Raw genomic sequence first — 19,380 nt, forward strand, 5'->3', positions numbered from 1 at the left:
GGCAGCGCGAAGCGGAGGGGGTGGGGACCCCCCTACTACCACGGTAGGCGCGCGCGGGCCGGGCCCACCAGGCCCTGCGCGCGCCTGTGGACGACTACCGCACCACCACCAGGTGGTGCCGCGACAGCGCGGACACGACCTCCGCCGTCCGCTCGACCTCCGCGCCCGCGCGCTCGGCCAGTTCGGCCACGGTCAGCTCCCGGTGCTCGGCGAGCGCCTCCAGGACCGGTCCGACCACGGCCGGGAACCGGTACCGGCGCCCGCCCACCGTCACGGCCACCCTCTCGCCGTCGTACGACAGCGGCGGCGGCAGGATCGGCACGAACTCCACCCGCGCGTGCGCGGGCGGCGCCCCCTCCTCCACCGGCCACGGCAGCGAGAACGAGGTCCGGCGCGGGAAGCGCGCGTCCCGCTCGGCCAGGAAGCCGTCCAGGTCCAGCTCCTCGGCCAGCTCGGCCATCCGGGCCGCCAGCGCCCTCTGGTGCTTGCGCCGCACGTCCGGGTCGGCGAAGCGCGGCAGGTCCCTGCGGAACACCTCCTCCTCGAACAGCCGCCGCACCAGCGCGTCCGCCCACTCCACCCCGGTCGCCCGGGTGAAGCCGAAGGTCAGGTGCATGCTCACCCCGCCGGTTCCGGTCACCGTGTGCCACCAGCCGCGCGGCACGTGGATGACCTGGCCCGGCCGCAGCACACCCTCCCACACCAGGTGCAGCTCGCCGTCGGCGTCACGCGGCGGCGTGTGGGCGTGGTCCACGTCGTTCTTCATCGGGTACGGGCGCGACCCCGGGCCGTGCACCTGCCAGTGCTTGGTCCCCTCCACCTGGACGATCACCGTGTCGTGGTCGTCCCAGTGGGTGTCGAAGCCGCGCGAGCCGCCCCAGATCAGGTACAGGTTGGCCTGCGCGCGCTCGCGCACCAGCCGCATGAGGTCGTCGGCCGCCGCGCCCACCGGCGGGTGCATCCGGTCCACGCTGTCCAGGACCAGGCTCGCGCCCTCCCGCAGCTCCCGGTACAGCGCCTCGGGCCGCACCACCCGCCGCGCGCTCCGCGAGGAGGTCGCCGCCTCGGTGTAGCGGTCGGCCGGGACCGGGGACCCGTCCCGGTGCAGGCGCAGTCTGGGCGGTTCGGGGGAGCACGTGGCCAGCAGGTCGTTGAGGTCGTCGAAGGTCAGCAGCGAACGCACCGCGTCCGCGCCCAGGTCGGCGAAGACGAACTCCTCGGACAGGCGCTCGGTGAGGGCCTCCCTTCCCACGACGTCGCTCAGGGTCCGGGTGAACAGGTGGCCGGGATCGGTCATGAGGGGCGTCCTCTCCGTGCACGGGGGCTGGGCCCCGCCCGACCCGGGGGGACCGGGCCGGGCGGGACGCGATCAGATGAAGTCGGAACTGGAGTCGGTGCCGTCGCTGTCGCCGCCCGCGGTGATGTCGCGGGAGGTCACCTCGGCCAGGTCCTCGGTCTCGACCTCGATCGGGTCCATACGCACCACACCTCGCTTTCTGTGTGCCGTTTCTCTTGCCAGGGCCGCCTTCCGCGCTCAGCGCGGCGACAGCCCCGTCCGGTGGGCCGCGAACGCGTGCGCGTCGGCGGCCAGTCCCACCGCCCGGCTGACCGCGCGCGGGCCGTGGCCCACGTCGCGTTCGTACCGGAGCAGGACGGGCGGGCGCCCCTCCTCCCGCCCGGCCGCCGCCAGCAGCGCCGCGCACATCTTGCGCGGGTGGGCGGCGTCGGTGCGGGTGTCACCGTGGAAGCCGGTGAGCAGGACGCTGGGGAAGCGCCGTTCCGGCCCGTCCCCGGCGCCCTCCAGCGCCCGGTGGTAGGGGGAGTAGGACATCAGGGCGGCGAAGTCGTCGGGGTCGGCGGCGGTGCCGAACTCGCGGGTCCACATCCGGCCCAGGCCCATCCGCTCGAACCGGGCCATGTCCGCCAGCGGCGCGGAGGCGATCACCGCCCCGCACAGGTCCGGGCGCGCGGTCGCGGCGGCCAGGACGAGCAGCCCGCCCGCCGAGCCGCCCGACAGGCACAGCTGTTCGCGGGTGCACATCCCCGCCCCGACCAGGGCCGCCGCCGCGGCCACCAGGTCCTCCACGGCGCGCGGCTTGTCGCGGCCCGAACCGGCCAGGTGCCAGTCGCGGCCCGCGTCCCCGCCGCCGCGCACGTGGGCGACGGCGTACCGGCCGCCCGAGAGCAGCCAGGCCAGCACGGTCGCGCTGAACCCGAACTGGCGCGGGCGCCCGAAGCCGCCGTAGGCGTGCAGGAGGGTCGGCTCGGGGATCAGCCCGCTGCCGGGCGCGGCGTGGTCGCGGCCCGAGGCGGTGAACACGGTCACCGGGACCCGCGTGCCGTCCGCGGAGCGGCACCAGACCACCGAGCGCTCCACGTCCGGGGAGGGCGGGGCCTCGGCGGCGCCGGGCGGCCAGGGGCGCGGAATGCGCTCCCCGGGGGCCAGTCGCAGGACCCGCTGCTGGGTGGCCACGTCCGCGTACCCCAGGTACACCGACCCGTCGGGCGCCGTCTCCGGCGTGGAGACCATCCCCTCCCCGGGCAGGTCCACCGAGTACAGGAGTCCGCCGGTGCGGGTGTCGTGGACGGTCGCGGCGCTGATCCCCAGGCGGGTGCGCGCGACGAACAGGGCGGTGCCGCCCTCGGGTCCGGCGGGGCAGGGCGCGAAGGCGTCCAGGGTCGCCCCGTCCTCCTCGGGCACCACCTCGCGCCAGTGCCCCACCCCCGGCTCCTCGGGGGAGACCGCGCAGATCCGCCGCCACGGCGCGCCCAGGGTGGTGCGCAGGTACAGGAGGCCGTCCGGGCCCAGCCGGGCCTCGGTCTCGGCCTCCTCGCCCACCTGGACGGGCCGCAGCGGGGGCCGCTCGGGGAGGTCGGCCGGGCCGGTCTCACAGGTCGGGGCGCTCGGGTCGGCCGGAGCCGCGGGTCGGGTCGGGCCGGTCAGGTCGGCCAGCCACAGGTCGGTGCGGTGCCCGGTGCCGTGGCTCTCGGACACCAGCAGCCACCGGTTCCCCAGGACGCGCACCCCGGGCACGGTTCCGGACACCGCGCAGGCGTGGACCAGCGTCTCGGTGCCGTCGAGGACCCGGCGCAGCCACACACCGCGCACGCCCCTGGCGCCGTCGCGGCGCACGTAGTAGAAGGCGGGGACGCCCCGGGGCGCCCAGGCCACGTGGGAGTAGCGCACCCCGGGCACGGCGGGGCCCACGGGCTCCCCGCTGGCCGCGTCGATCACGCGCAGGGCGCCGCGCTCCACGCCCCCCGACGAGGTCTGCACGGCGACCAGCCTCCCGTCGGGGGAGGGTTCCCAGGCGTCCAGGGTGGTGTGTCCGGCGGGGTCCTCGGCCACGGGGTCGTAGACGGTGCGCGGCGGGTCGTCCCCGCTCAGGACCACCAGGCGGGGGTGCTCGCCTCCGGCCGGGCGCACGGTGGCGAACACCGTGCCGGGCCGGTGCGTCGGCGGGCTCCACAGGTCGGTGTCCACCAGGGAGCGGATGAGCCCGGCCAGGCGGTCGCGCAGGGGCCAGGTGAGCGCCTCGGCCGCGTACTCGCGGCCCCGCTCCTCCAGCCAGCGCAGTGTCCGGGGGGAGTCGGCGGACTCCAGCCACCGGTAGGGGTCGGGCACGGGTCGGCCGTGCAGGACGTCGACGGCGGGCTCGGGCTCGGGCGCGGACTCGGTGACGAGAGCGGCTCCGGGGGCTCGGTTGGACACCACACAATCGTTGGGGTGCGCTCATCCGGGGGTCAAGAAACAGATGCCTTGCCCGCAGGTGCGCGACTGTGTCCTCGGAGCAAGGTTTGTCCCGGTACGGACTGGATAAGGTTCGCGCCCCGCCGGGCCCGTTCCCGCGGGTGCGCGACGGTGGTCGAGATCACCCGCCCCACCTGTCCTGCCCGCCTCACCTGCCCCGCCGGTCGCGCGGGTGCGTTCCACCGCGCCCTCGGGGACCCCGCGCACGGGTGCGCCCCGCCGGGCCCCTCCCGGAGGGGGGGGGAGAGGGCCCGGCGGGGCGCTGGGGGGAGGGGCTCAGACGTTGTCGGGGTGGCCGATGGCCAGGCCGCTCTGCGGGTCGAAGAAGTGCAGCTGGCTCACGTCCACCGACAGGCTGACCGGCTGACCCGGGCGCACGCTGCTGCGGGGGCTGACCCGGGCGGTGAACAGCGAGGTGTTGCCGCCCAGCGGCAGGCCGTCGCCCTCGCCCTCCTCACCCGCGGCGTCCTTGGCCAGGGCGGCGGCGTCCTCGTGGCGCACCGGCGGGGCGTCCACGGTGAAGATCACGTTGATCTCCGTGCCCAGCTCCTCGGTCACGCTCGCCTTGACCTGGATCTGCGGGTCGCCGTTGCCGTCCAGGTCGGCGTCGTTGAAGTCCGAGGGGCGGATGCCCAGGATGAGGCTGCGGCCCAGGTAGTCGCGCAGGCCCTGGCGCGCCTCCAGGACGCTCGCCGGGACCGGCAGCTTGTGCTCGGCGAAGGTGAGCACCGCGCCGTCGCCCTCGGCGACCAGCTCGGCGTCGACGAAGTTCATCGCCGGGGAGCCGATGAACCCGGCCACGAACAGGTTGACGGGGGCGTCGAACAGGCGCTTGGGGGTGTCCACCTGCTGGAGGCGCCCGTCGCGCATCACCGCGACCCGGTCGCCCAGGGTCATGGCCTCGATCTGGTCGTGGGTGACGTAGATGGTGGTGACGCCCAGGCGCTCGTGGAGCTGGTTGAGGGAGGCGCGCATCTGCACGCGCAGCTTGGCGTCCAGGTTGGACAGCGGCTCGTCCATGAGGAACGCGCGCGGCTCGCGCACGATCGCGCGGCCCATGGCCACACGCTGGCGCTGACCGCCGGAGAGGGCGCCCGGCTTGCGCTTGAGGTAGGTCTCCAGGCCCAGCATCTCGGCCGCCTCCTTGACGCGGCGCGCGATCTCGGGCTTGGCCACCTTGCGCAGCTTGAGGCCGAAGGCCAGGTTCTGCTCGACGGTCATGTGGGGGTAGAGCGCGTAGTTCTGGAAGACCATCGCGATGTCGCGGTCCTTGGGCGGGCGGTCGTTGACGATCTCGTCGCCGATGACCAGCGTGCCGCCCGTGATCTCCTCCAGGCCCGCGATCATGCGCAGTGCGGTGGACTTGCCGCAGCCGGAGGGGCCGACGAGCACCATGAACTCGCCGTCCTCGATCTTCAGGTTCAGGTTGTCGACGGCCTTGACGTCGCCGCCGTAGATCTTGTCAACGCCATCGAGGACGATCTCCGCCATGGTTGTCAGCTCCCGGGCCGGGGTCGAGATGTGGGGTGACGCGGATCATCGGGGCGTCCGCGCCGCCGACCTGGAACTTTCGTAATTGATCGAACCAGGCCGTTGTGCTGATCACATCAGACATGATTCTGATCGAAAAGTCCATACTTGAGTCGATGTCGATCCGATTGCGGTCAGACACAAACCCCGTCCGCCCAGCTGGCGTGGCGGCCCCAGGTGCGTTAGCCTGTCCGACGGTTCCTTCCTTTCTCCCCTCCACGCCCTCGGGGCGGCGGCCACGACACGGCAGCCGGGTTGAGGCATCGGGTCGGGGAGTCTGGGTAACCTAACGACCAGTCCAGCACTGGACGGACCGGTTGTGCGGCCCCCACTCGTCCGATCGGACGCTGCATCACGCGCCAGGTGCAGCTGGGATCGGGTGAGGGGTGGAGTACCGCGACCGGGCGGGGGGTTGGACCCGGAAAAGGCCCGAACATCCAGTAGACAACGGTCTTCCGAGCTCGCCGCCGACGGGACGGAGCCGGTCCGAAGGGTGGCTCGGGCCTTTTCCGCGTCCCCCCATATGCTGACCGCGAGCACCTCTCACCAGCAAGCGGAAAGCGAGCACCCCACGTGGTTGCCGAGCACACCGAGCAGGGCAGCGCCCACGGCTCCGACAGACCCTCGCCGGAACCGGTGGGGCGGGAGCGGACGGCGAACCCGGCACGCTCCTTCGCTTCCGTCTTCGCGCCGGGGCACCGCTGGGGACGCCACGACCTGCTGTGGCGGGTGCTCGCCGCGGTCGGATCCGGTCTGGCCCAGCTCTTCGCGCTGCCGCCCTACGGCCTGTGGTGGCTGGGACCGCTCAGCGCCGCGCTGCTCGCCCTCGCCGTCGCGGGGGCCCGGACGCGCCGCGCGGCCTGGCTCGGCGCCCTGTCCGGGGCCACGCTCATGGTGCCGCTGGTGCACTGGCAGGACATCTTCGGTATCGACGTGTGGCTGCTCATCGCCGGAGCCGAGACCGTCTACTTCCTCCCCATGGCGATGGGCCTGGCGTTGGCCATGCGCCTGCCCGGCTGGCCGTTGTGGACCGCGGCCCTGTGGGTGGCCCAGGAGGCCGTGCGCGCTCGCTGGCCGCTGGGCGGCTTCCCCTGGGGCAAGCTCGCCTTCGCCCAGCCCGACACGCCCTTCGTCGGCTACGCCGCCCTCGGCTCCTCCGCCCTGGTGACCTTCGCGGTCGCCCTCACCGGCGGCCTGCTGCTGTGGAGCGCGCTGCGCCTGGCGGGCGCCCGTCGGATCGGACACGGTGATCAGGACGACCGAAACGATCGCAACGCCGCGCACGAGGCGGGCACGGGCCGAGGCCCCGCCCGCACGGGCGGCCCGCTGCGGACCGGCTGGGTCCCGGCCGTCCTCGGACTGGCCGCCGGAGCGGCCGTCGTCGCCGGCGGCGCCCTGGCCCCCGCGATCGGCCGCCCCGACGTCTCGCACACCGTCACCGTCGGCATGGTCCAGGGCAACGTCCCCAACGTCGGACAGATGTCCGTCGCGGGCGAGCGCATGCAGGTCCTCAACAACCACGCCGACGGGGTCCACGAGCTCGCCGACGCCGTCCGCGCGGGGGAGTACCCCCAGCCGGACATGGTGCTGCTGCCGGAGAACGCCAGCGACATCGACCCCTTCCGCGACCCCCAGGCGCGCGAGACCATCGACGCCGCCGCGGCCGACGCGGGCGTCCCCCTGCTGTGGGGCATGAGCCGCTTCAACGACGACGGCACCCGCTACGTCAGCAGCGTGGTCTGGGACCCCCGGAGCGGGCCGGGCGAGATCTACGACAAGCGCTACCTCGTCCCGTTCGGCGAGTACGTCCCCTTCCGCGACTTCTTCACGCAGTTCGTGGCCCGCCTCCAGCAGGTCAGCTCCGACGCCGTCCCCGGCACCGAGCCCGGCGCCCTGGACCTGGGCGACACCACCCTGGCCGTGGGCATCTGCTTCGACGTGGCCTTCGACCTGCCGGTGCGCGAGTCCGTCGCCGCGGGCGGGCAGGTCATCGTGATCCCCACTAACAACGCCAACTACAACTTCACCGGCCAGACCAACCAGCAGTTGGCCATCACCCAGCTGCGCGCCGTCGAGCACGGCCGCCCGGCGGTGGTCGTCTCCACCAGCGGCGTCAGCGCCGTGGTCGACCCCGACGGGAGCCTGGCCTACAGCTCGCCCGAGGCGGTGCCCGACATCCACGTGGCCGAGCTGGAGGCGATGGAGGGCACCACCGTCGCCACCCGCCTCGGAGCCGCGCCGGAGGCGCTCCTGAGCGCCCTGGGGCTGGGAGCGGTGGTCGTGGCGGTGGTCCTGGGCCGCCGTCGCCGCGCCTGAGGGGGACACGCCCGCGCCGCGTCCGGCAGGCGCGGGGCCGACGGGAGGGCTCTGCGCGGGCGCGCGGACGCCGAGGTCGGCGTACCTGAGGGCGTTCGCGCGGACGCCCGGCCGGGAAGCACGTGTCCGGGGAACCCTGGCGCCCACGCGCGCGTTCTCCCCTGTAGGGGAGCTCCCGCCGACGACCCGGAGGATGGTTACGCATGCCGCTGCTGACAGTGCTGGCGCTGATGGCGCTGCCCTTCCTGGAAGTGTGGCTGATGATCGCCGTCGGCGGCTGGATCGGCGTCCCGTGGACGCTGGCCGCGCTGGTCTCGCTGATGGTCCTGGGCGTGGCCGTGCTGCGCCGGGCCGGGACCAGGGCCTTCCGGGACGCGGACCAGGCCATGCGCTCGGGCGAGCAGCCGCGCGGGGGCCTGCTCGACCCGCTCATGCTCATGGCGGGCGGCATCCTGCTCGTGATCCCCGGGTTCATCACCGCCGTGCTCGGCCTGCTGATGGTCCTGCCCTTCACCCGGCCCGTCCTGCGCTGGGCCTTCGCCTCGTGGGCGCGGCGCCGCGTGCGCGGGATGCAGGAGCGGATGAACGAGGAGTTCGTCGTCCGCGGGTCCACCGCCCCCGGCCCGGGGACGGGTCCGGCCGCGGGGCCCTTCGGCCCCGGCCAGAACCCGTTCGGCCCCCGCGGCGACGGGGACGCCGCCCCGCAGAACCGCGGCCGGGTCATCCAGGGTCGGTTCGAACCCCGCGACGACGACAAGGACTGACGGCCGACCGCGCTGACGGTCCTCACGCCCTGACAGTGCTCACCGCGTCGACGGCCCCGCCCGCGCTCAGCGCGGGCGGGGCCGTCGACGGGTTGCGTGGAAGGCGCCGGTGTCAGTCCCGGCCGTGGAAGCGGGCCTGGAGCGACCGCACCCGCGTGACCAAGGAGTCCACCGGCCCCTCCACCGCGATTCCGGGCACGATCTCGCCCACCGGCAGGGGCCGCACCGGTGCCGGGGGCACGCCCCACCCCTCCAGCCACGAGACGAGCTGCGCCGAGGAGCTCGCGTACACGATCCGGCCCAGCCCCGCCCAGCCGTGGGCGGCCGAGCACATGGGGCAGTGCTCCCCGGAGGTGTAGACGGTCGCCGCCGCCCGTTCGCCGGGGCTCACGCGGGTGGTCGACCACCGGGCGATGGCGAACTCCGGATGCTGTGTCGGGTCGCCGCCGGCGACGCGGTTGCGGTCCTCGAAGAGCACCGTCCCCTCCCCGGACACCAGCACCGAGCCGAAGGGCTCGTCACCCGCATCCAGGGCCTCCTCGGCCAGATCGACCGCGCGCCGCAGGTGGCGCATGTCGGTTTCGCTCAGCATGTCCTGCCTCTCTCCCTCTCGCCCTCTCCAGGTCCCGCCGTGGACCCCGCGCGGACCGCCCACGCGCGACCGCGCCAGGCGCGACCGGGCCTTCCTGGGCCGTACTTCCGGGACCGCGCCTTCCAGGATGGGGTCTCCCCCGGCCGTGCCCCGAACCGGGTCCCGGAGCGAAGACCGGTGTCACCCCGCCCTGCGCACGCGCTCTCGCCGGGGCGGGGCGCCGGGGGGGAGGGACCGGGGTGCCTGTACCCGGTCCCTCCGCCTCCCGGAGAACCGCTGTCACACCGGCTCCGGGGTGCGCTCCTCGGCCTCGCGCTCGTCCTCCCTCTCCGCCGCACGCGCCTCCGAGCGGGCCATCATCCGGTCGTCCACCACCCGGATCACCGTGATCACCACGATCGCCACACCCGCCACGGCCAGACCGGTCAGCACCTTGGTCGGGTCGCTCACGTCCAGGTCGAAGAACCACTGCCCCAGCGGTGTCACCATCGCCAGCGTCAACAGGCCCACCATGGAGCCCACCATCAGCACCTTCCACCACACGTACGGCTTGGCCACCAGCAGCAGCACCCACAGCGTCGTCGCGCACAGCGTGATGACCACCGCCGTCCGGTCGGCCGGGTCGGGCACCGTCCGGCCGCCCAGCACCAGCAGGTAGGTCGTCACCGCGGCGAAGCCCGCCACCATGCCCGAGGGGATCGCCAGCCGCAGCGTCCGCATCACGAACCCCGGACGGGCGATGTCGGTGTTGGGCGCCAGCGCCAGGAAGAACGACGGGATACCGAACGTCACCGCGTTGATGAGCGTCGCGTGGCGCGGGAAGAAGGGGTAGGCCACCGCCAGCAGGCCCACGATGATCGCCAGCGTCATCGTGTACACGGTCTTGGTCAGGAACAGGTTGGCCACCCGCTCGATGTTGCCGATGACCCGGCGGCCCTCGGCCACCACGCGCGGCAGCACCGCGAACCGGTTGTCCAGCAGCACCAGCTGGGCCACCGACCGCGACGCCGGGCTCCCCGAGCCCATCGCCACGCCGATGTCGGCCTCCTTCAGCGCCAGCACGTCGTTGACGCCGTCACCGGTCATCGCCACCGTGTGCCCGCGTTCGCGCAGGCCCCTGACCATGTCGCGCTTGCGCTCGGGCGTCACCCGGCCGAAGGCCGAGCGCTGCTCCACCTCGCGGGCCAGCTCGTCGCCGTCCTCCGACAGCGCCCGCGCGTCCACCGGCTGGTCCGCGCCCGGCAGCCCCAGCTCACGGCCCACCGCGCCCACCGACGCCGCGTGGTCGCCCGAGACGATCTTGACGTCCACGCCCTGGTCCTCGAAGTAGTCCAGGGTCGGACCAGCGTCCTCGCGCAGCCTCTGGTCCAGCACCACCAGGGCCACCGGCAGCACGGTCCCGGGGGCCTCGTCGGAGTCCACCCGCGCCGACGCGCGGGCCAGCAGCAGCACCCGGTGGCCCTGCGTGCCCAGCCGGGCCGCCTCGGCCGCCGCCGGGTCCTGCGGGGAGACCAGCACGTCGGCCGCGCCCAGCACCCAGTGCTCCTCGCCGCCGGAGGTCAGGAAGCTGGTCCCGCTCCACTTGCGGGCGGACGAGAACGGCGCCAGCGCCGTGACCGTCCAGTCGGGGGCCGTCTGGCCCGCGGCTTCGCACCCGCGCGCAATCGCCGCCATGCTCGCGTTGTGGTCGGGGTCGCTGGCCGCCAGCGCAGCCAGCACGAGCGAGGGGGAGTCCTCCCCGCCGTGCCCGCCCAGGTCGCGGATCCCGGCCAGCTTCATGCCCGCCTCGGTCAGCGTGCCCGTCTTGTCGGTGCACACCACGTCCACGCGGGCCAGGCCCTCGATCGCGGGCAGCTCCTGCACCAGGCACTTGTGCCTCCCCAGCCGGATCACCCCGACCGCGAACGCGATGCTGGTGAGCAGGACCAGGCCCTCGGGGATCATCGACACCAGGGCCGCGACCATGCTGCGCAGGGCGTCCGCCAGCGGGCCGGAGATCTGGCCGCCCGACGTCGACTCCTCCAGGCCCACATGCCCGCCCAAGACCAGTTGGCTGTAGATCAGCAGGGCGCCGATCGGGAACAGCGCGTAGGTGATCCAGGTCAGGATGCGGTTGATGCCCGACCGCAGCTCCGAGTGCACCAGCGAGAAGCGGCTCGCCTCCTCGGCCAGCCGCGCCGCGTAGGCGTGCCGCCCCACCTTGGTGGCCCGGAACCGGCCGGTGCCCGCCACCACGAAGCTGCCCGACATCACCGTGTCCCCGGGCCGCTTGACCACCGGGTCGGCCTCGCCGGTCAGCAGCGACTCGTCGACCTCCAGCCCCCCGGCCCAGGTGACGGTGCCGTCGACCACGATCTGGTCGCCCACGCCCACTTCCAGGACCTCGTCCAGGACGACCTCCTGCGTGGCCACGTGCACGGTGGCGCCGTCGCGCACCACCCGGGGCCGGGCGGCGTTGACGATGGCGAGCTTGTCCAGGGTGCGCTTGGCCCGCAGCTCCTGGACGATGCCGATCAGCGTGTTGAAGAGGATGACCATCGCGAACAGCCCGTCCTGCACCGGGCCGATCACGGCGATGATCGAGAACAGCACCGCGACCATGGCGTTGATCCGGGTGAACACGTTGCCGCGGATGATCTGGCCGACCGTGCGGCTCGCGCGCACCGGCACGTCGTTGGTCCGCCCCGCCGAGACCCGCTCGGCGACCTGCTGGCTGCTCAGCCCCGTCTCGGGCGGGGGGCCCGCCGGGCCCCTGGGGCCTGCGGGGACGGGCTCGGCGGAGGCCCCGGCGGGGGCTCCGGCCGCCTCGGGGGCGCCGCCGCCCGCCTGTGGTCCGGGGACGGCGGAAGCCGCGTCCCGCGGCCTGTCCGCGGTGCTGTCCGCACCGCCGTCGGTCCGGTCGGGTTGCTCGGGCACGCACTACTCCTGTGTGGTCCGGGAAACGAGACGGGCGGGAGGCGCCTTGGACGCGGCATCCGCCCCGCACACGCGAAGGGGGAGGGAGACTACAGACTAGAAGACTCCCGGAGCGGGAACAGGCACACCGTCCCCCGGATCCGGGTGGTGCCCGCACCACCCCGGGCCCGCGCGGAGCACCACCGGGGGCACCCTCCGGGTACGGTTGCGTCTACCTCCTGTCCACATCCCCGTTCCGCCCGCACCGCGCGGGGACCGCACCACACCGGGGACCCACAGCAAAGGTCACAAGGTCGTCATGTGCACTGTCATCGTCGGCTTCGACCCCGGCGCGGACACGCCCCTGGTCATCGCCGCGCTCAGGGACGAGATGTCCTCCCGGCCCTGGGACGGGCCCGCCCGGCACTGGCCCGACCGGCCCGACCTCGTCGGCGGCCGGGACCGCCTCGCGGGCGGCACCTGGCTGGCGGTGGACCCCACGGGCCCGCGCACGGCGGCCCTGCTCAACGGCTGGCCCTGGGACGGGCGCATGCCCTGGGAGGGCACCTACCCGGCCAGCCGGGGCGAACTGCCGCTGCGCGCCCTCGCGCAGGCGGGCAGGAACCCGGGCCGCGACCCGCTGCACGGAGACGACCCCACCCTCTACGCGCCCTTCCACCTGCTGGACGCCGACGCCCGCCGGGCCGGGCTGCACAGCTGGGACGGCCGGTGCCTGGACACCCGTCCGCTGCCGGTCGGCGTGAGCATGGTGGTCAACACCGGACTGAACCCGGACGATCCGCGCGCCGCCCGCCACACGCCCGAGTTCGCGCGCACCCGGCCCGACCCGGCCGACCTGTCCCGCGCGAAGGGGGTGGAGGAGATCTGGGGGGAGTGGCCGCGCCTGGTCAACGAGGCCGCCAACTCCGCGCCCCGCTCGGCGGGCCCCGACGAGTCCGGCGACCCGACGGGCCTGGTCGCCCGCGCCGACCTCGGCGGGGGCAGGACGTGGGAGACCGGGTCGGTGACCCTGCTGGCCATGGACCGCGAGACCGTGCGCTACGCCTTCACCGACGCCCCGGCCGATCCCGGGGCGTGGCGGATGGTCGACACCTCGGCCCCCCGGTTCTGAGACACGGGGGGCCGAAGGCGCCGCCGACCGCCCGAGGAGTGGCGGGCGGCGGGGCGCCGCCCGCCGGAGGGGTCGGCGGGCGGCACGGGGGAGGGGTCAGCCGTTCAGGCTCCAGCGCTGGACGGCGCTGCCGTCGCAGTCGGCGATCACCATCCGGGTGCCGTCGCTCTGCGCCCGGCCCTGGGGTTGCAGGCAGCGGCCCGACTGCGGGTTGCGCAGGGCCTGCGTCCCGCTGTCGTGGGTCCACCGCTGCGCGCCGGTCCCGTTGCAGGTCCACAGCTGTACGGGGGTGCCCGCGGCGGTGGCGCCGCCCGCCACGTCCAGGCACTTGTTGAACGCCCGGAACGTGCCGTCGGAGCCCTCGGTCCACTGCTGGGCCTGGTTGCCGTTGCAGTGCGCCAGCTGGATCGGGGTGCCGTCGCCCGTCTGGGCCCCGGCCACGTCGAGGCAGATGCCGTTGGAGGCGGTGATCGTCCCGGTGCCGCCGCCGGGGCCGCCGCCGTCCGAGTAGATCCGGACGTAGTCCACGACCATCTGCTGGGGGAACTGGGTGGTGCCGTCGGGGTAGCCGGGCCAGTCACCGCCCACGGCGATGTTGAGGATCATGAAGAAGGGCTGGTCGTAGACCCACGGGTTGCCGCCCACGTCGGCCCGGGTGAAGGTCTGGTAGGCGTTGCCGTCCACGGACCAGGTGATGGAGCCGGGGCTCCAGTCGACGGCGAAGGTGTGGAAGTCGTCGGCGAAGGACCAGCCCTGCGGGTGCGTGTAGGAGGAGCCGATGCCGTTCGCGCCCGAGTAGCCGGGCCCGTGCACGGTGCCGTGCACCATGTGCGGCTCGTACCCGACATTCTCCATGATGTCGATCTCGCCGGAGTCGGGCCAGGGGGTGTCGGGGAAGTCGGCGCCGAGCATCCAGAAGGCGGGCCAGATGCCCTGGCCGCGGGGGATCTTGATGCGGGCCTCGATGCGGCCGTAGGCGTGTTCGACCTTGTTCTGGGTGGTCATGCGGGCGGAGGTGTAGCCGCCGCCCGCTTCCCTGCGTGCGGTGATGACGAGGTTGCCGTTGCCGTCGAGGGCGGAGTTGGCGCGGCTGCTGGTGTAGTTCTGGAGTTCGTTGTTGCCCCAGCCGTGGGCGCCGGTCTCGTGGTTCCAGTTGGCGGGGTTGGGGGCGCTTCCGGCGGCGCCGTTGAACTCGTCGGACCACACCAGGGCCGCTGCCTGGGCGGCCTCGGCGGACGCCGGGGCCGCCGTGTCCTCGGGGACGGGGGCGGCCGAGGCGGCCCCGACCGGGATCACGAGCGCGGCTGCGGTGAGGAAGGACAGGGCCGCGGAGGCGAGGGACCTGCGGGGCCGGTGCGCGATGCGCATGGGTTACTCCGGGGGGAAGCCCCGCCGCGGCGGGGCGGTGACGGGCGGAGTCGGCCCGGTGCACGGCGGGCGTGCGCGGGACCAGGTGGGCGACTGCTCGCAGTCGCCGTGTTACGCAACGAATCTAATCGGTAAGTTACTGTACGTTTAGTTTTCCTGCGGCACAAGGGGGGTGCGCGGGCAGGAGCGTGGGGGTGCAGGGGTTCCCGGCGCGAACCGCTCGGTCGGGCGTGGAACCGTCCGCGCTCGGGCGGATGGAGGTTGGCCGGGAGGCCGGTCGGCGGGCGCGGGCGGTGGGGGCGACGGGGCAGGTTCTGTCGGGCGCGGTCGGGCCCTGGTTCCGAAGGTGGACATGGGTGGCTTTGATGTGCCAACTATGTGCATTCCGGACGGAACAACGGGTAGGGGACAGGAACACCGTGGGCGCTCCCTCCCCGATTCCCCGTTGACCTGGGGTGGAGCGAAAGGATTCCGAAACCGCGCTGGAGGCGGACTACGGGACCGTGTTCACGGTGAACCCGGGGCGCGGAGGCAGCGTCACACCGTGACCCGGGCTACCCCACAACCGCCGACCCGCCCCCGAAGGACCATCCATGAGCGCTATGCCCGTCCGTGACCAGGCCGCCCCCTCCCGCCACGCCCCGAGCCCGCGCGGGGGGCGCCGCGACGTGTCCCGCGCCCGGTGGCGGCTCCGGGCGGTCCACGCCGACATGGTCGAGTTCGGCCCCGCCGGGGACCCCGAGCTGGCGCGCACGGCCGAGGAGCTGGACCTGCTCGAACTCGCGGACGCGGCCCGGCCCTGACCCCGGGCGGCCGGCCGGGGACCGGCCCCGCCCGCTCCGGCCCCACCTGCTCCGGCGCGGCCCGCCTCAGCCCTGACCAGGGCGGGCGTGCGTCACCGGTGCGCATAACCACCGTCACACCCCCGGGTCGCGACGGCGTGTCAACCCCGAGAGTGACTGCGGCGTCTCAGAGAGAGACGGCGTGTGCCGTCAGGCTCGCGTGAGGGCACGCGTTCACGGCAGGGGGCACGATGGAGGGCCGTAACGGCAACCTGGTGGAGAGCGGAGCGTACTGGCTCCTCTACGTCGTCTCGGTCAGCGGCGCGCTGCTGCACTGGCGTCTGGGCAACGAGGGGATGGCCGCTCTGTGCGCCGCCGTGGCGGTGTTCGGCGCCCTGCTCATCAGCAGGAGGCACCACAACCTCGCCGCGTGAGCCCCGGTCCCGGGACGTGCGCACCCTCCGCCGCCCGGGCCGCGCCCGGCTTGTCCCCGCCCCTTGCGGGGTGCTCATCACGCGCGGTGCCCACCCTCCCGCGCGCGTCCGGTCGTAGTACGGGAGACCACCGCCCACACGGCACGGGAGACCACCGCCCTCCGGTCCGGTGATCCCCCGTGTCCCGTCACCGGTCAGTTGTCTCGCCCCCGCCTGCGCGGCAGGGGTGGGACGTATCCCGCGCGGGTCTCGATCACCTGGGCCACCAAGAGGTCGAGCCTGTCCCGCTGGACGTACTTCCAGGTTCCGTGCTGGCCCTGCCATCCCCAGGTCCAGTCGTCCTTGAGTCCGATGGAGACGTTTCCCAGGTAGGCGGGGCCGATGAGGGCGCGGTCGACGTCCGCGCCCCACGTCCAGGGGAAGCGCCTCCATTCCAGGGTGAAGGCGAGTCCCCGCCGGGAGAGGAAGGCGTCGCGGGCCTCGGTGAAGGGGTCCCGCCGTGTGTTCGCGTCCGCTCGACGCTGCTCGACATCGTTCATGCCTCCAGCGTCCGACCGAAATTCCGTGTCCCACAGAAAGTGCTTTGTATCCTCCTCGGGGCTGGTTGTGAGTGAGACAACTTGCATAGCGTATGGGACATGGTGGATCACAGTTTCGGGTCATACCTCTCGGGCGAACGCAAACGCGCAGGTTATACGCTGCGCAAGCTCGCGACTCACGCGAAGGTTTCTTCGTCAACCCTTTCCCGCTGGGAAAATGACCATTATGTCCCAGCGCGTGACGACGTTGCGAAGCTCGACAAGGCGCTGGAAATGCGCGGCGCGCTGGTCCGCAAGTGGGAGGGTTTCACCGCTCCGTCCGCGTTGCTCCCGTGGATGCAGGACGCGGGCATGCTCGAAGAAGCCGCCTCCTTGATCGAGTACGTCTCTCCCGTGCTGGTTCCCGGATTGCTGCAATCACCCGGATACGCGGAGATCGTCTTCCGGGAGGGCCAACCGTTGTCGTCCGCGACGGATATCCGACGATTGGTCGCGTTGCGGTGTTCTCGTCACGAACTGCTTCGAGTGCGCAACGACCCCGGGGTGTCGGCTGTGTTTCCGGTGTCCGCGCTGGAATGCGTTACAGACGCGGTCCGTACCGAACAGGCTCAACACCTGCTGTCCCTGATCGACGGGGGTCGGGTGTCCGTCCACCTGGTACCCGAGGGTTCGGCGTTGATCGGGATCACCTCCCCCATGCTCATGGTGCGCCTCGGAAGGGGGCGGAAAGGCCGCGAGCGCGGACCACCTGACCGGTAATGTCGTCTACGGCGAAACTGACGACTTCGAGCGGCTGTCGGAACTGGTCAAACGCGCGTTCGCGTTGGCGCTCCCCACCCAACAGTCGCGAAAGGTACTGGAGGAACTACTTTGAGTGACTGGCACAAGTCCAGCTACAGCAACACGGGTGGTCAGTGTGTCGAGGTCCGGGAGACCCCCCAGGGCGCGGACGTTCGCGACACCGTCAACCGTGCAGCCGGGCACCTGACGTTCCCCGCGTCGGAGTGGGCCGCCCTGCTGCGCGCCGAGACGCGCTAGAACCCGCGCGGCATGCAGGCCGCTCTTCCCGACAGGGAAAGCCGGAAAGTATTGGAAGAGCTACTTTGAGTGATCGCGAGTTCCACAAGTCGAGCTACAGCAGCACCAGCGGGCAGTGCGTAGAGGTCAGTGAAGGCCGCGACACCCTGGTTCGCGATACTCAGAACCGGGACAAGGCGACCCTGACGTTCCCCGCGTCGGAATGGGCCGCCCTGCTGCGCGCCCAGACGCGCTAGAACTCGCGCCGGGCGAAGGCTCTGACCTGGCCCGGGACCAGCGCGGAACCCCCAACCCGAGGACGGGCGGGGGTTCCGTCCCCGTCCCGGCTTATTCCCACCTCTTCTGGGGTGATCATCACGCGCGGTGCCCACCCTCCCGCGCACGCCTCCCGCCCACCCGTCCGGATAGGCTGCGCGGTATGCGTTCATGGTCTGCGCCTGACATCGTCCCCCTGCCGGGTACCGGCGGTCCCCTTCGTATCCACGACACCGCCACCGGCCGGATAAGGACGACGACGCCGGGCCCCCGGGCCGGGATGTACGCCTGCGGCATCACCCCCTACGACGCCGCCCACCTGGGCCACGCCTTCACCTACCTCACCTTCGACCTGGTCAACCGGGTCTGGCGCGACGCGGGCCACGACGTCAACTACGTGCAGAACACCACCGACATCGACGACCCGCTCCTGGAGCGCGCGGAGGCCACCGGCGTCGACTGGCGCGACCTCGCCCACCGCGAGATCGACGTCTTCCGCGAGGACATGGCCGCCCTGCGGATCATCCCCCCGACCTCCTACGTCGGCGTGGTGGAGTCCGTCGACCTCATCAGCGACCTCGCCGCCCGCATCCGCGACACCGGCGCCGCCTACGAGCTGGACGGGGACCTGTACTTCTCCGTCGCCGAGGCGCCCGAGTTCGGCGAGATCAGCAACCTGGACCGCGGGCAGATGCTGGAGCTGTTCGGAGAACGCGGCGGCGACCCCCAGCGCACCGGCAAGAAGGACCCGCTCGACTGGCTGCTCTGGCGCGCCGAGCGCCCCGGCGAGCCCGCCTGGGACAGCCCCCTGGGCCGCGGGCGCCCCGGCTGGCACATCGAGTGCAGCGCCATCGCCCTGGACCGGCTCGGCCCGGCCTTCGACCTCAACGGCGGCGGCAGCGACCTGATCTTCCCCCACCACGAGATGGGCGCGGCCGAGACCCGATGTGCCACGGGCGGACCCAACGCCCACAACCACCTGCACGTGGGCATGGTCGGCCTCGACGGCGAGAAGATGTCCAAGTCCCTGGGCAACCTGGTCTTCGTCTCCAAGCTGCGCCAGCAGGGCGTGGACCCGGCCGTCATCCGCCTGGCCATGCTCGCCCACCACTACCGCGCCCCGTGGGAGTGGACCGACGCCGAACTCCCCGCCGCCACCGCCCGCGCCGAGCGCTGGCGCTCCGCCCTCGCCCTGGGCGCGGCGCCCGACGCCGCCCCGGTGCTCGCCGCCGTGCGCACGGCCCTGTCCGAGGACCTGGACTCCCCGGCGGCCCTGGCCGCGGTGGACGCCTGGGCCGACACCGCCCTCACCGAGGGCGGCGCCGACACCGGCGCGCCGGCCCTGGTGCGCGCGACCGTGGACACCCTGCTGGGCGTGCGCCTCTAGCCTCGGGCCGCCTGACGCGACCGGACGCGACCGGCGACACCTAAGGCCTTCGATGCCGCCGGTCCGCCGCCCTAGGGAGCGGAGAGTCCGGGGTGGTGCTCACCGGCGGCCCCCGCGGGGGTCAACCGGACGACGGGGATGTCGTTCCCGATGTCCGCACCCCTCCGCTCGAACCACTCCTCGCTGTCGTCCACCTCGTATCCCAGTGCGCGCAGCAGCGCCACGGCTGCGGCGGGGTGCCGCTCGGCGTAGCTCACCAGCGCCTCACCGGACTCCTGCGGCGACAGGACGGTGGCGGTGCCCCGGTGGCGCCGGTTGCCCAGCTGGAACAGCACCCGCGGCTCGTGCTCGACGTTGCGGAACCACTGCGACCGCCTTCCGTACCCGGAGGCCACCAGCACGGTCCCCGCGGCGTCGTCGCCGCCGATGACCTCCAGCACCGCCTGGCGGGCCTCTCCCGTGGCCCGCCCCCTGTGGGTGAGCAGTACGAACCGGCGGCCCATCAGCCCGCCCAACCCGGTCCGGTAGATCCAGATGGGGGCGCGGAACAGGGCCCGGCGCAGGGGTGTGGTGGGCGGCTGGGCGAACGACATGGTG

Annotated in this window: 17 protein-coding genes; 9 read left to right on the top strand and 8 right to left on the bottom strand. The window is 73.3% G+C overall.

What is annotated here, in order from left to right:
* Window positions 1-94: 94 nt before the first annotated feature.
* The 3 genes from G011_RS0114945 to G011_RS0114960 form a co-directional block, all read right to left on the bottom strand.
* Complete coding sequence (locus tag G011_RS0114945; RefSeq protein WP_019609186.1) at window positions 95-1,297, bottom strand: JmjC domain-containing protein; 1,203 nt, start codon at window positions 1,295-1,297, stop codon at window positions 95-97.
* A gap of 237 nt (window positions 1,298-1,534) precedes the next feature.
* The gene (locus tag G011_RS0114955; protein ID WP_019609187.1) at window positions 1,535-3,715 is read right to left on the bottom strand and encodes a prolyl oligopeptidase family serine peptidase; all 2,181 of its coding nucleotides are present in this window, start codon (window positions 3,713-3,715) and stop codon (window positions 1,535-1,537) included.
* A gap of 312 nt (window positions 3,716-4,027) precedes the next feature.
* Window positions 4,028-5,242 carry an ABC transporter ATP-binding protein gene (locus G011_RS0114960; protein WP_013152568.1) on the bottom strand — a complete coding sequence of 405 codons (1,215 nt, stop codon included), beginning with the start codon at window positions 5,240-5,242 and terminating at the stop codon, window positions 4,028-4,030.
* Between the two features lie 612 nt (window positions 5,243-5,854).
* Here G011_RS0114960 and lnt point away from each other — a divergent pair.
* Window positions 5,855-7,597 (top strand): apolipoprotein N-acyltransferase, encoded by a 1,743-nt coding sequence (gene lnt, locus G011_RS0114970; RefSeq protein WP_019609188.1) that lies wholly within the window; start codon window positions 5,855-5,857, stop codon window positions 7,595-7,597.
* Between the two features lie 203 nt (window positions 7,598-7,800).
* Window positions 7,801-8,361, top strand: a complete 561-nt coding sequence (locus G011_RS0114975) for an FxsA family protein (RefSeq protein WP_019609189.1) — start codon at window positions 7,801-7,803, stop codon at window positions 8,359-8,361.
* 112 nt (window positions 8,362-8,473) lie between these two features.
* Here the strand turns inward: G011_RS0114975 and G011_RS0114980 are convergent, their stop codons facing one another.
* Together G011_RS0114980 and G011_RS0114985 are read right to left on the bottom strand one after the other, a co-directional pair.
* Window positions 8,474-8,953, bottom strand: a complete 480-nt coding sequence (locus tag G011_RS0114980; protein WP_019609190.1) for a nucleoside deaminase — start codon at window positions 8,951-8,953, stop codon at window positions 8,474-8,476.
* A gap of 279 nt (window positions 8,954-9,232) precedes the next feature.
* Window positions 9,233-11,869: an HAD-IC family P-type ATPase gene (locus tag G011_RS0114985; RefSeq protein WP_019609191.1), complete on the bottom strand. Its 2,637-nt coding sequence runs from the start codon at window positions 11,867-11,869 to the stop codon at window positions 9,233-9,235.
* Between the two features lie 298 nt (window positions 11,870-12,167).
* Here G011_RS0114985 and G011_RS0114990 point away from each other — a divergent pair, with 298 nt between their 5' ends.
* The gene (locus G011_RS0114990; protein ID WP_013152573.1) at window positions 12,168-12,980 is read left to right on the top strand and encodes an NRDE family protein; all 813 of its coding nucleotides are present in this window, start codon (window positions 12,168-12,170) and stop codon (window positions 12,978-12,980) included.
* 96 nt (window positions 12,981-13,076) lie between these two features.
* On the opposite strand, the gene G011_RS0114995 is transcribed toward G011_RS0114990, so the two are convergent.
* A complete protein-coding gene (locus tag G011_RS0114995; RefSeq protein ID WP_019609192.1) occupies window positions 13,077-14,348 on the bottom strand; it encodes a family 16 glycosylhydrolase in 1,272 nt (423 codons plus the stop codon).
* Between the two features lie 593 nt (window positions 14,349-14,941).
* Here G011_RS0114995 and G011_RS0115000 point away from each other — a divergent pair.
* On the top strand, window positions 14,942-15,151 hold the full coding sequence (locus G011_RS0115000; protein WP_231391485.1) for a hypothetical protein: 210 nt from the start codon (window positions 14,942-14,944) through the stop codon (window positions 15,149-15,151).
* Window positions 15,152-15,381: 230 nt separating this feature from the next.
* Window positions 15,382-15,564: a hypothetical protein gene (locus tag G011_RS0115005; protein ID WP_013152576.1), complete on the top strand. Its 183-nt coding sequence runs from the start codon at window positions 15,382-15,384 to the stop codon at window positions 15,562-15,564.
* Window positions 15,565-15,758: 194 nt separating this feature from the next.
* Here G011_RS0115005 and G011_RS0115010 read toward each other — a convergent pair whose 3' ends face one another.
* The gene (locus G011_RS0115010) at window positions 15,759-16,103 is read right to left on the bottom strand and encodes a hypothetical protein (RefSeq protein ID WP_019609194.1); all 345 of its coding nucleotides are present in this window, start codon (window positions 16,101-16,103) and stop codon (window positions 15,759-15,761) included.
* Between the two features lie 99 nt (window positions 16,104-16,202).
* Between G011_RS0115010 and G011_RS29880 the strand changes: the two genes are divergently transcribed.
* The 4 genes from G011_RS29880 to mshC all read left to right on the top strand — a co-directional run bounded on the left by G011_RS29880 (window position 16,203) and on the right by mshC (window position 18,783).
* Window positions 16,203-16,862 carry a Scr1 family TA system antitoxin-like transcriptional regulator gene (locus G011_RS29880; RefSeq protein ID WP_231391487.1) on the top strand — a complete coding sequence of 220 codons (660 nt, stop codon included), beginning with the start codon at window positions 16,203-16,205 and terminating at the stop codon, window positions 16,860-16,862.
* Between the two features lie 111 nt (window positions 16,863-16,973).
* Window positions 16,974-17,141: a DUF397 domain-containing protein gene (locus G011_RS30750; RefSeq protein WP_019609195.1), complete on the top strand. Its 168-nt coding sequence runs from the start codon at window positions 16,974-16,976 to the stop codon at window positions 17,139-17,141.
* 65 nt (window positions 17,142-17,206) lie between these two features.
* Window positions 17,207-17,377, top strand: coding sequence for a DUF397 domain-containing protein (locus G011_RS30755; protein ID WP_019609196.1), 171 nt, complete (start codon window positions 17,207-17,209; stop codon window positions 17,375-17,377).
* Window positions 17,378-17,559: 182 nt separating this feature from the next.
* The gene (gene mshC, locus G011_RS0115030; RefSeq protein ID WP_081642973.1) at window positions 17,560-18,783 is read left to right on the top strand and encodes a cysteine--1-D-myo-inosityl 2-amino-2-deoxy-alpha-D-glucopyranoside ligase; all 1,224 of its coding nucleotides are present in this window, start codon (window positions 17,560-17,562) and stop codon (window positions 18,781-18,783) included.
* Between the two features lie 71 nt (window positions 18,784-18,854).
* Here mshC and G011_RS0115035 read toward each other — a convergent pair whose 3' ends face one another.
* Window positions 18,855-19,376, bottom strand: coding sequence for a nitroreductase family deazaflavin-dependent oxidoreductase (locus tag G011_RS0115035; RefSeq protein WP_019609198.1), 522 nt, complete (start codon window positions 19,374-19,376; stop codon window positions 18,855-18,857).
* Window positions 19,377-19,380 lie beyond the last annotated feature (4 nt).

The sequence above is a fragment of the Nocardiopsis sp. CNS-639 genome (assembly GCF_000381685.1).
Lineage (GTDB): Bacteria > Actinomycetota > Actinomycetes > Streptosporangiales > Streptosporangiaceae > Nocardiopsis > Nocardiopsis dassonvillei.

Coding starts and splice junctions, on each gene's coding strand:
- G011_RS0114945 (WP_019609186.1), bottom strand. CDS start 1,297: ATGACCGATCCCGGCCACCTGTTCACCCGGACCCTGAGCGACGTCGTG.
- G011_RS0114960 (WP_013152568.1), bottom strand. CDS start 5,242: ATGGCGGAGATCGTCCTCGATGGCGTTGACAAGATCTACGGCGGCGAC.
- G011_RS0114975 (WP_019609189.1), top strand. CDS start 7,801: ATGCCGCTGCTGACAGTGCTGGCGCTGATGGCGCTGCCCTTCCTGGAA.
- G011_RS0114980 (WP_019609190.1), bottom strand. CDS start 8,953: ATGCTGAGCGAAACCGACATGCGCCACCTGCGGCGCGCGGTCGATCTG.
- G011_RS0114990 (WP_013152573.1), top strand. CDS start 12,168: ATGTGCACTGTCATCGTCGGCTTCGACCCCGGCGCGGACACGCCCCTG.
- G011_RS0114995 (WP_019609192.1), bottom strand. CDS start 14,348: ATGCGCATCGCGCACCGGCCCCGCAGGTCCCTCGCCTCCGCGGCCCTG.
- G011_RS0115000 (WP_231391485.1), top strand. CDS start 14,942: ATGAGCGCTATGCCCGTCCGTGACCAGGCCGCCCCCTCCCGCCACGCC.
- G011_RS0115005 (WP_013152576.1), top strand. CDS start 15,382: ATGGAGGGCCGTAACGGCAACCTGGTGGAGAGCGGAGCGTACTGGCTC.
- G011_RS0115010 (WP_019609194.1), bottom strand. CDS start 16,103: ATGAACGATGTCGAGCAGCGTCGAGCGGACGCGAACACACGGCGGGAC.
- G011_RS29880 (WP_231391487.1), top strand. CDS start 16,203: ATGGTGGATCACAGTTTCGGGTCATACCTCTCGGGCGAACGCAAACGC.
- mshC (WP_081642973.1), top strand. CDS start 17,560: ATGCGTTCATGGTCTGCGCCTGACATCGTCCCCCTGCCGGGTACCGGC.
- G011_RS0115035 (WP_019609198.1), bottom strand. CDS start 19,376: ATGTCGTTCGCCCAGCCGCCCACCACACCCCTGCGCCGGGCCCTGTTC.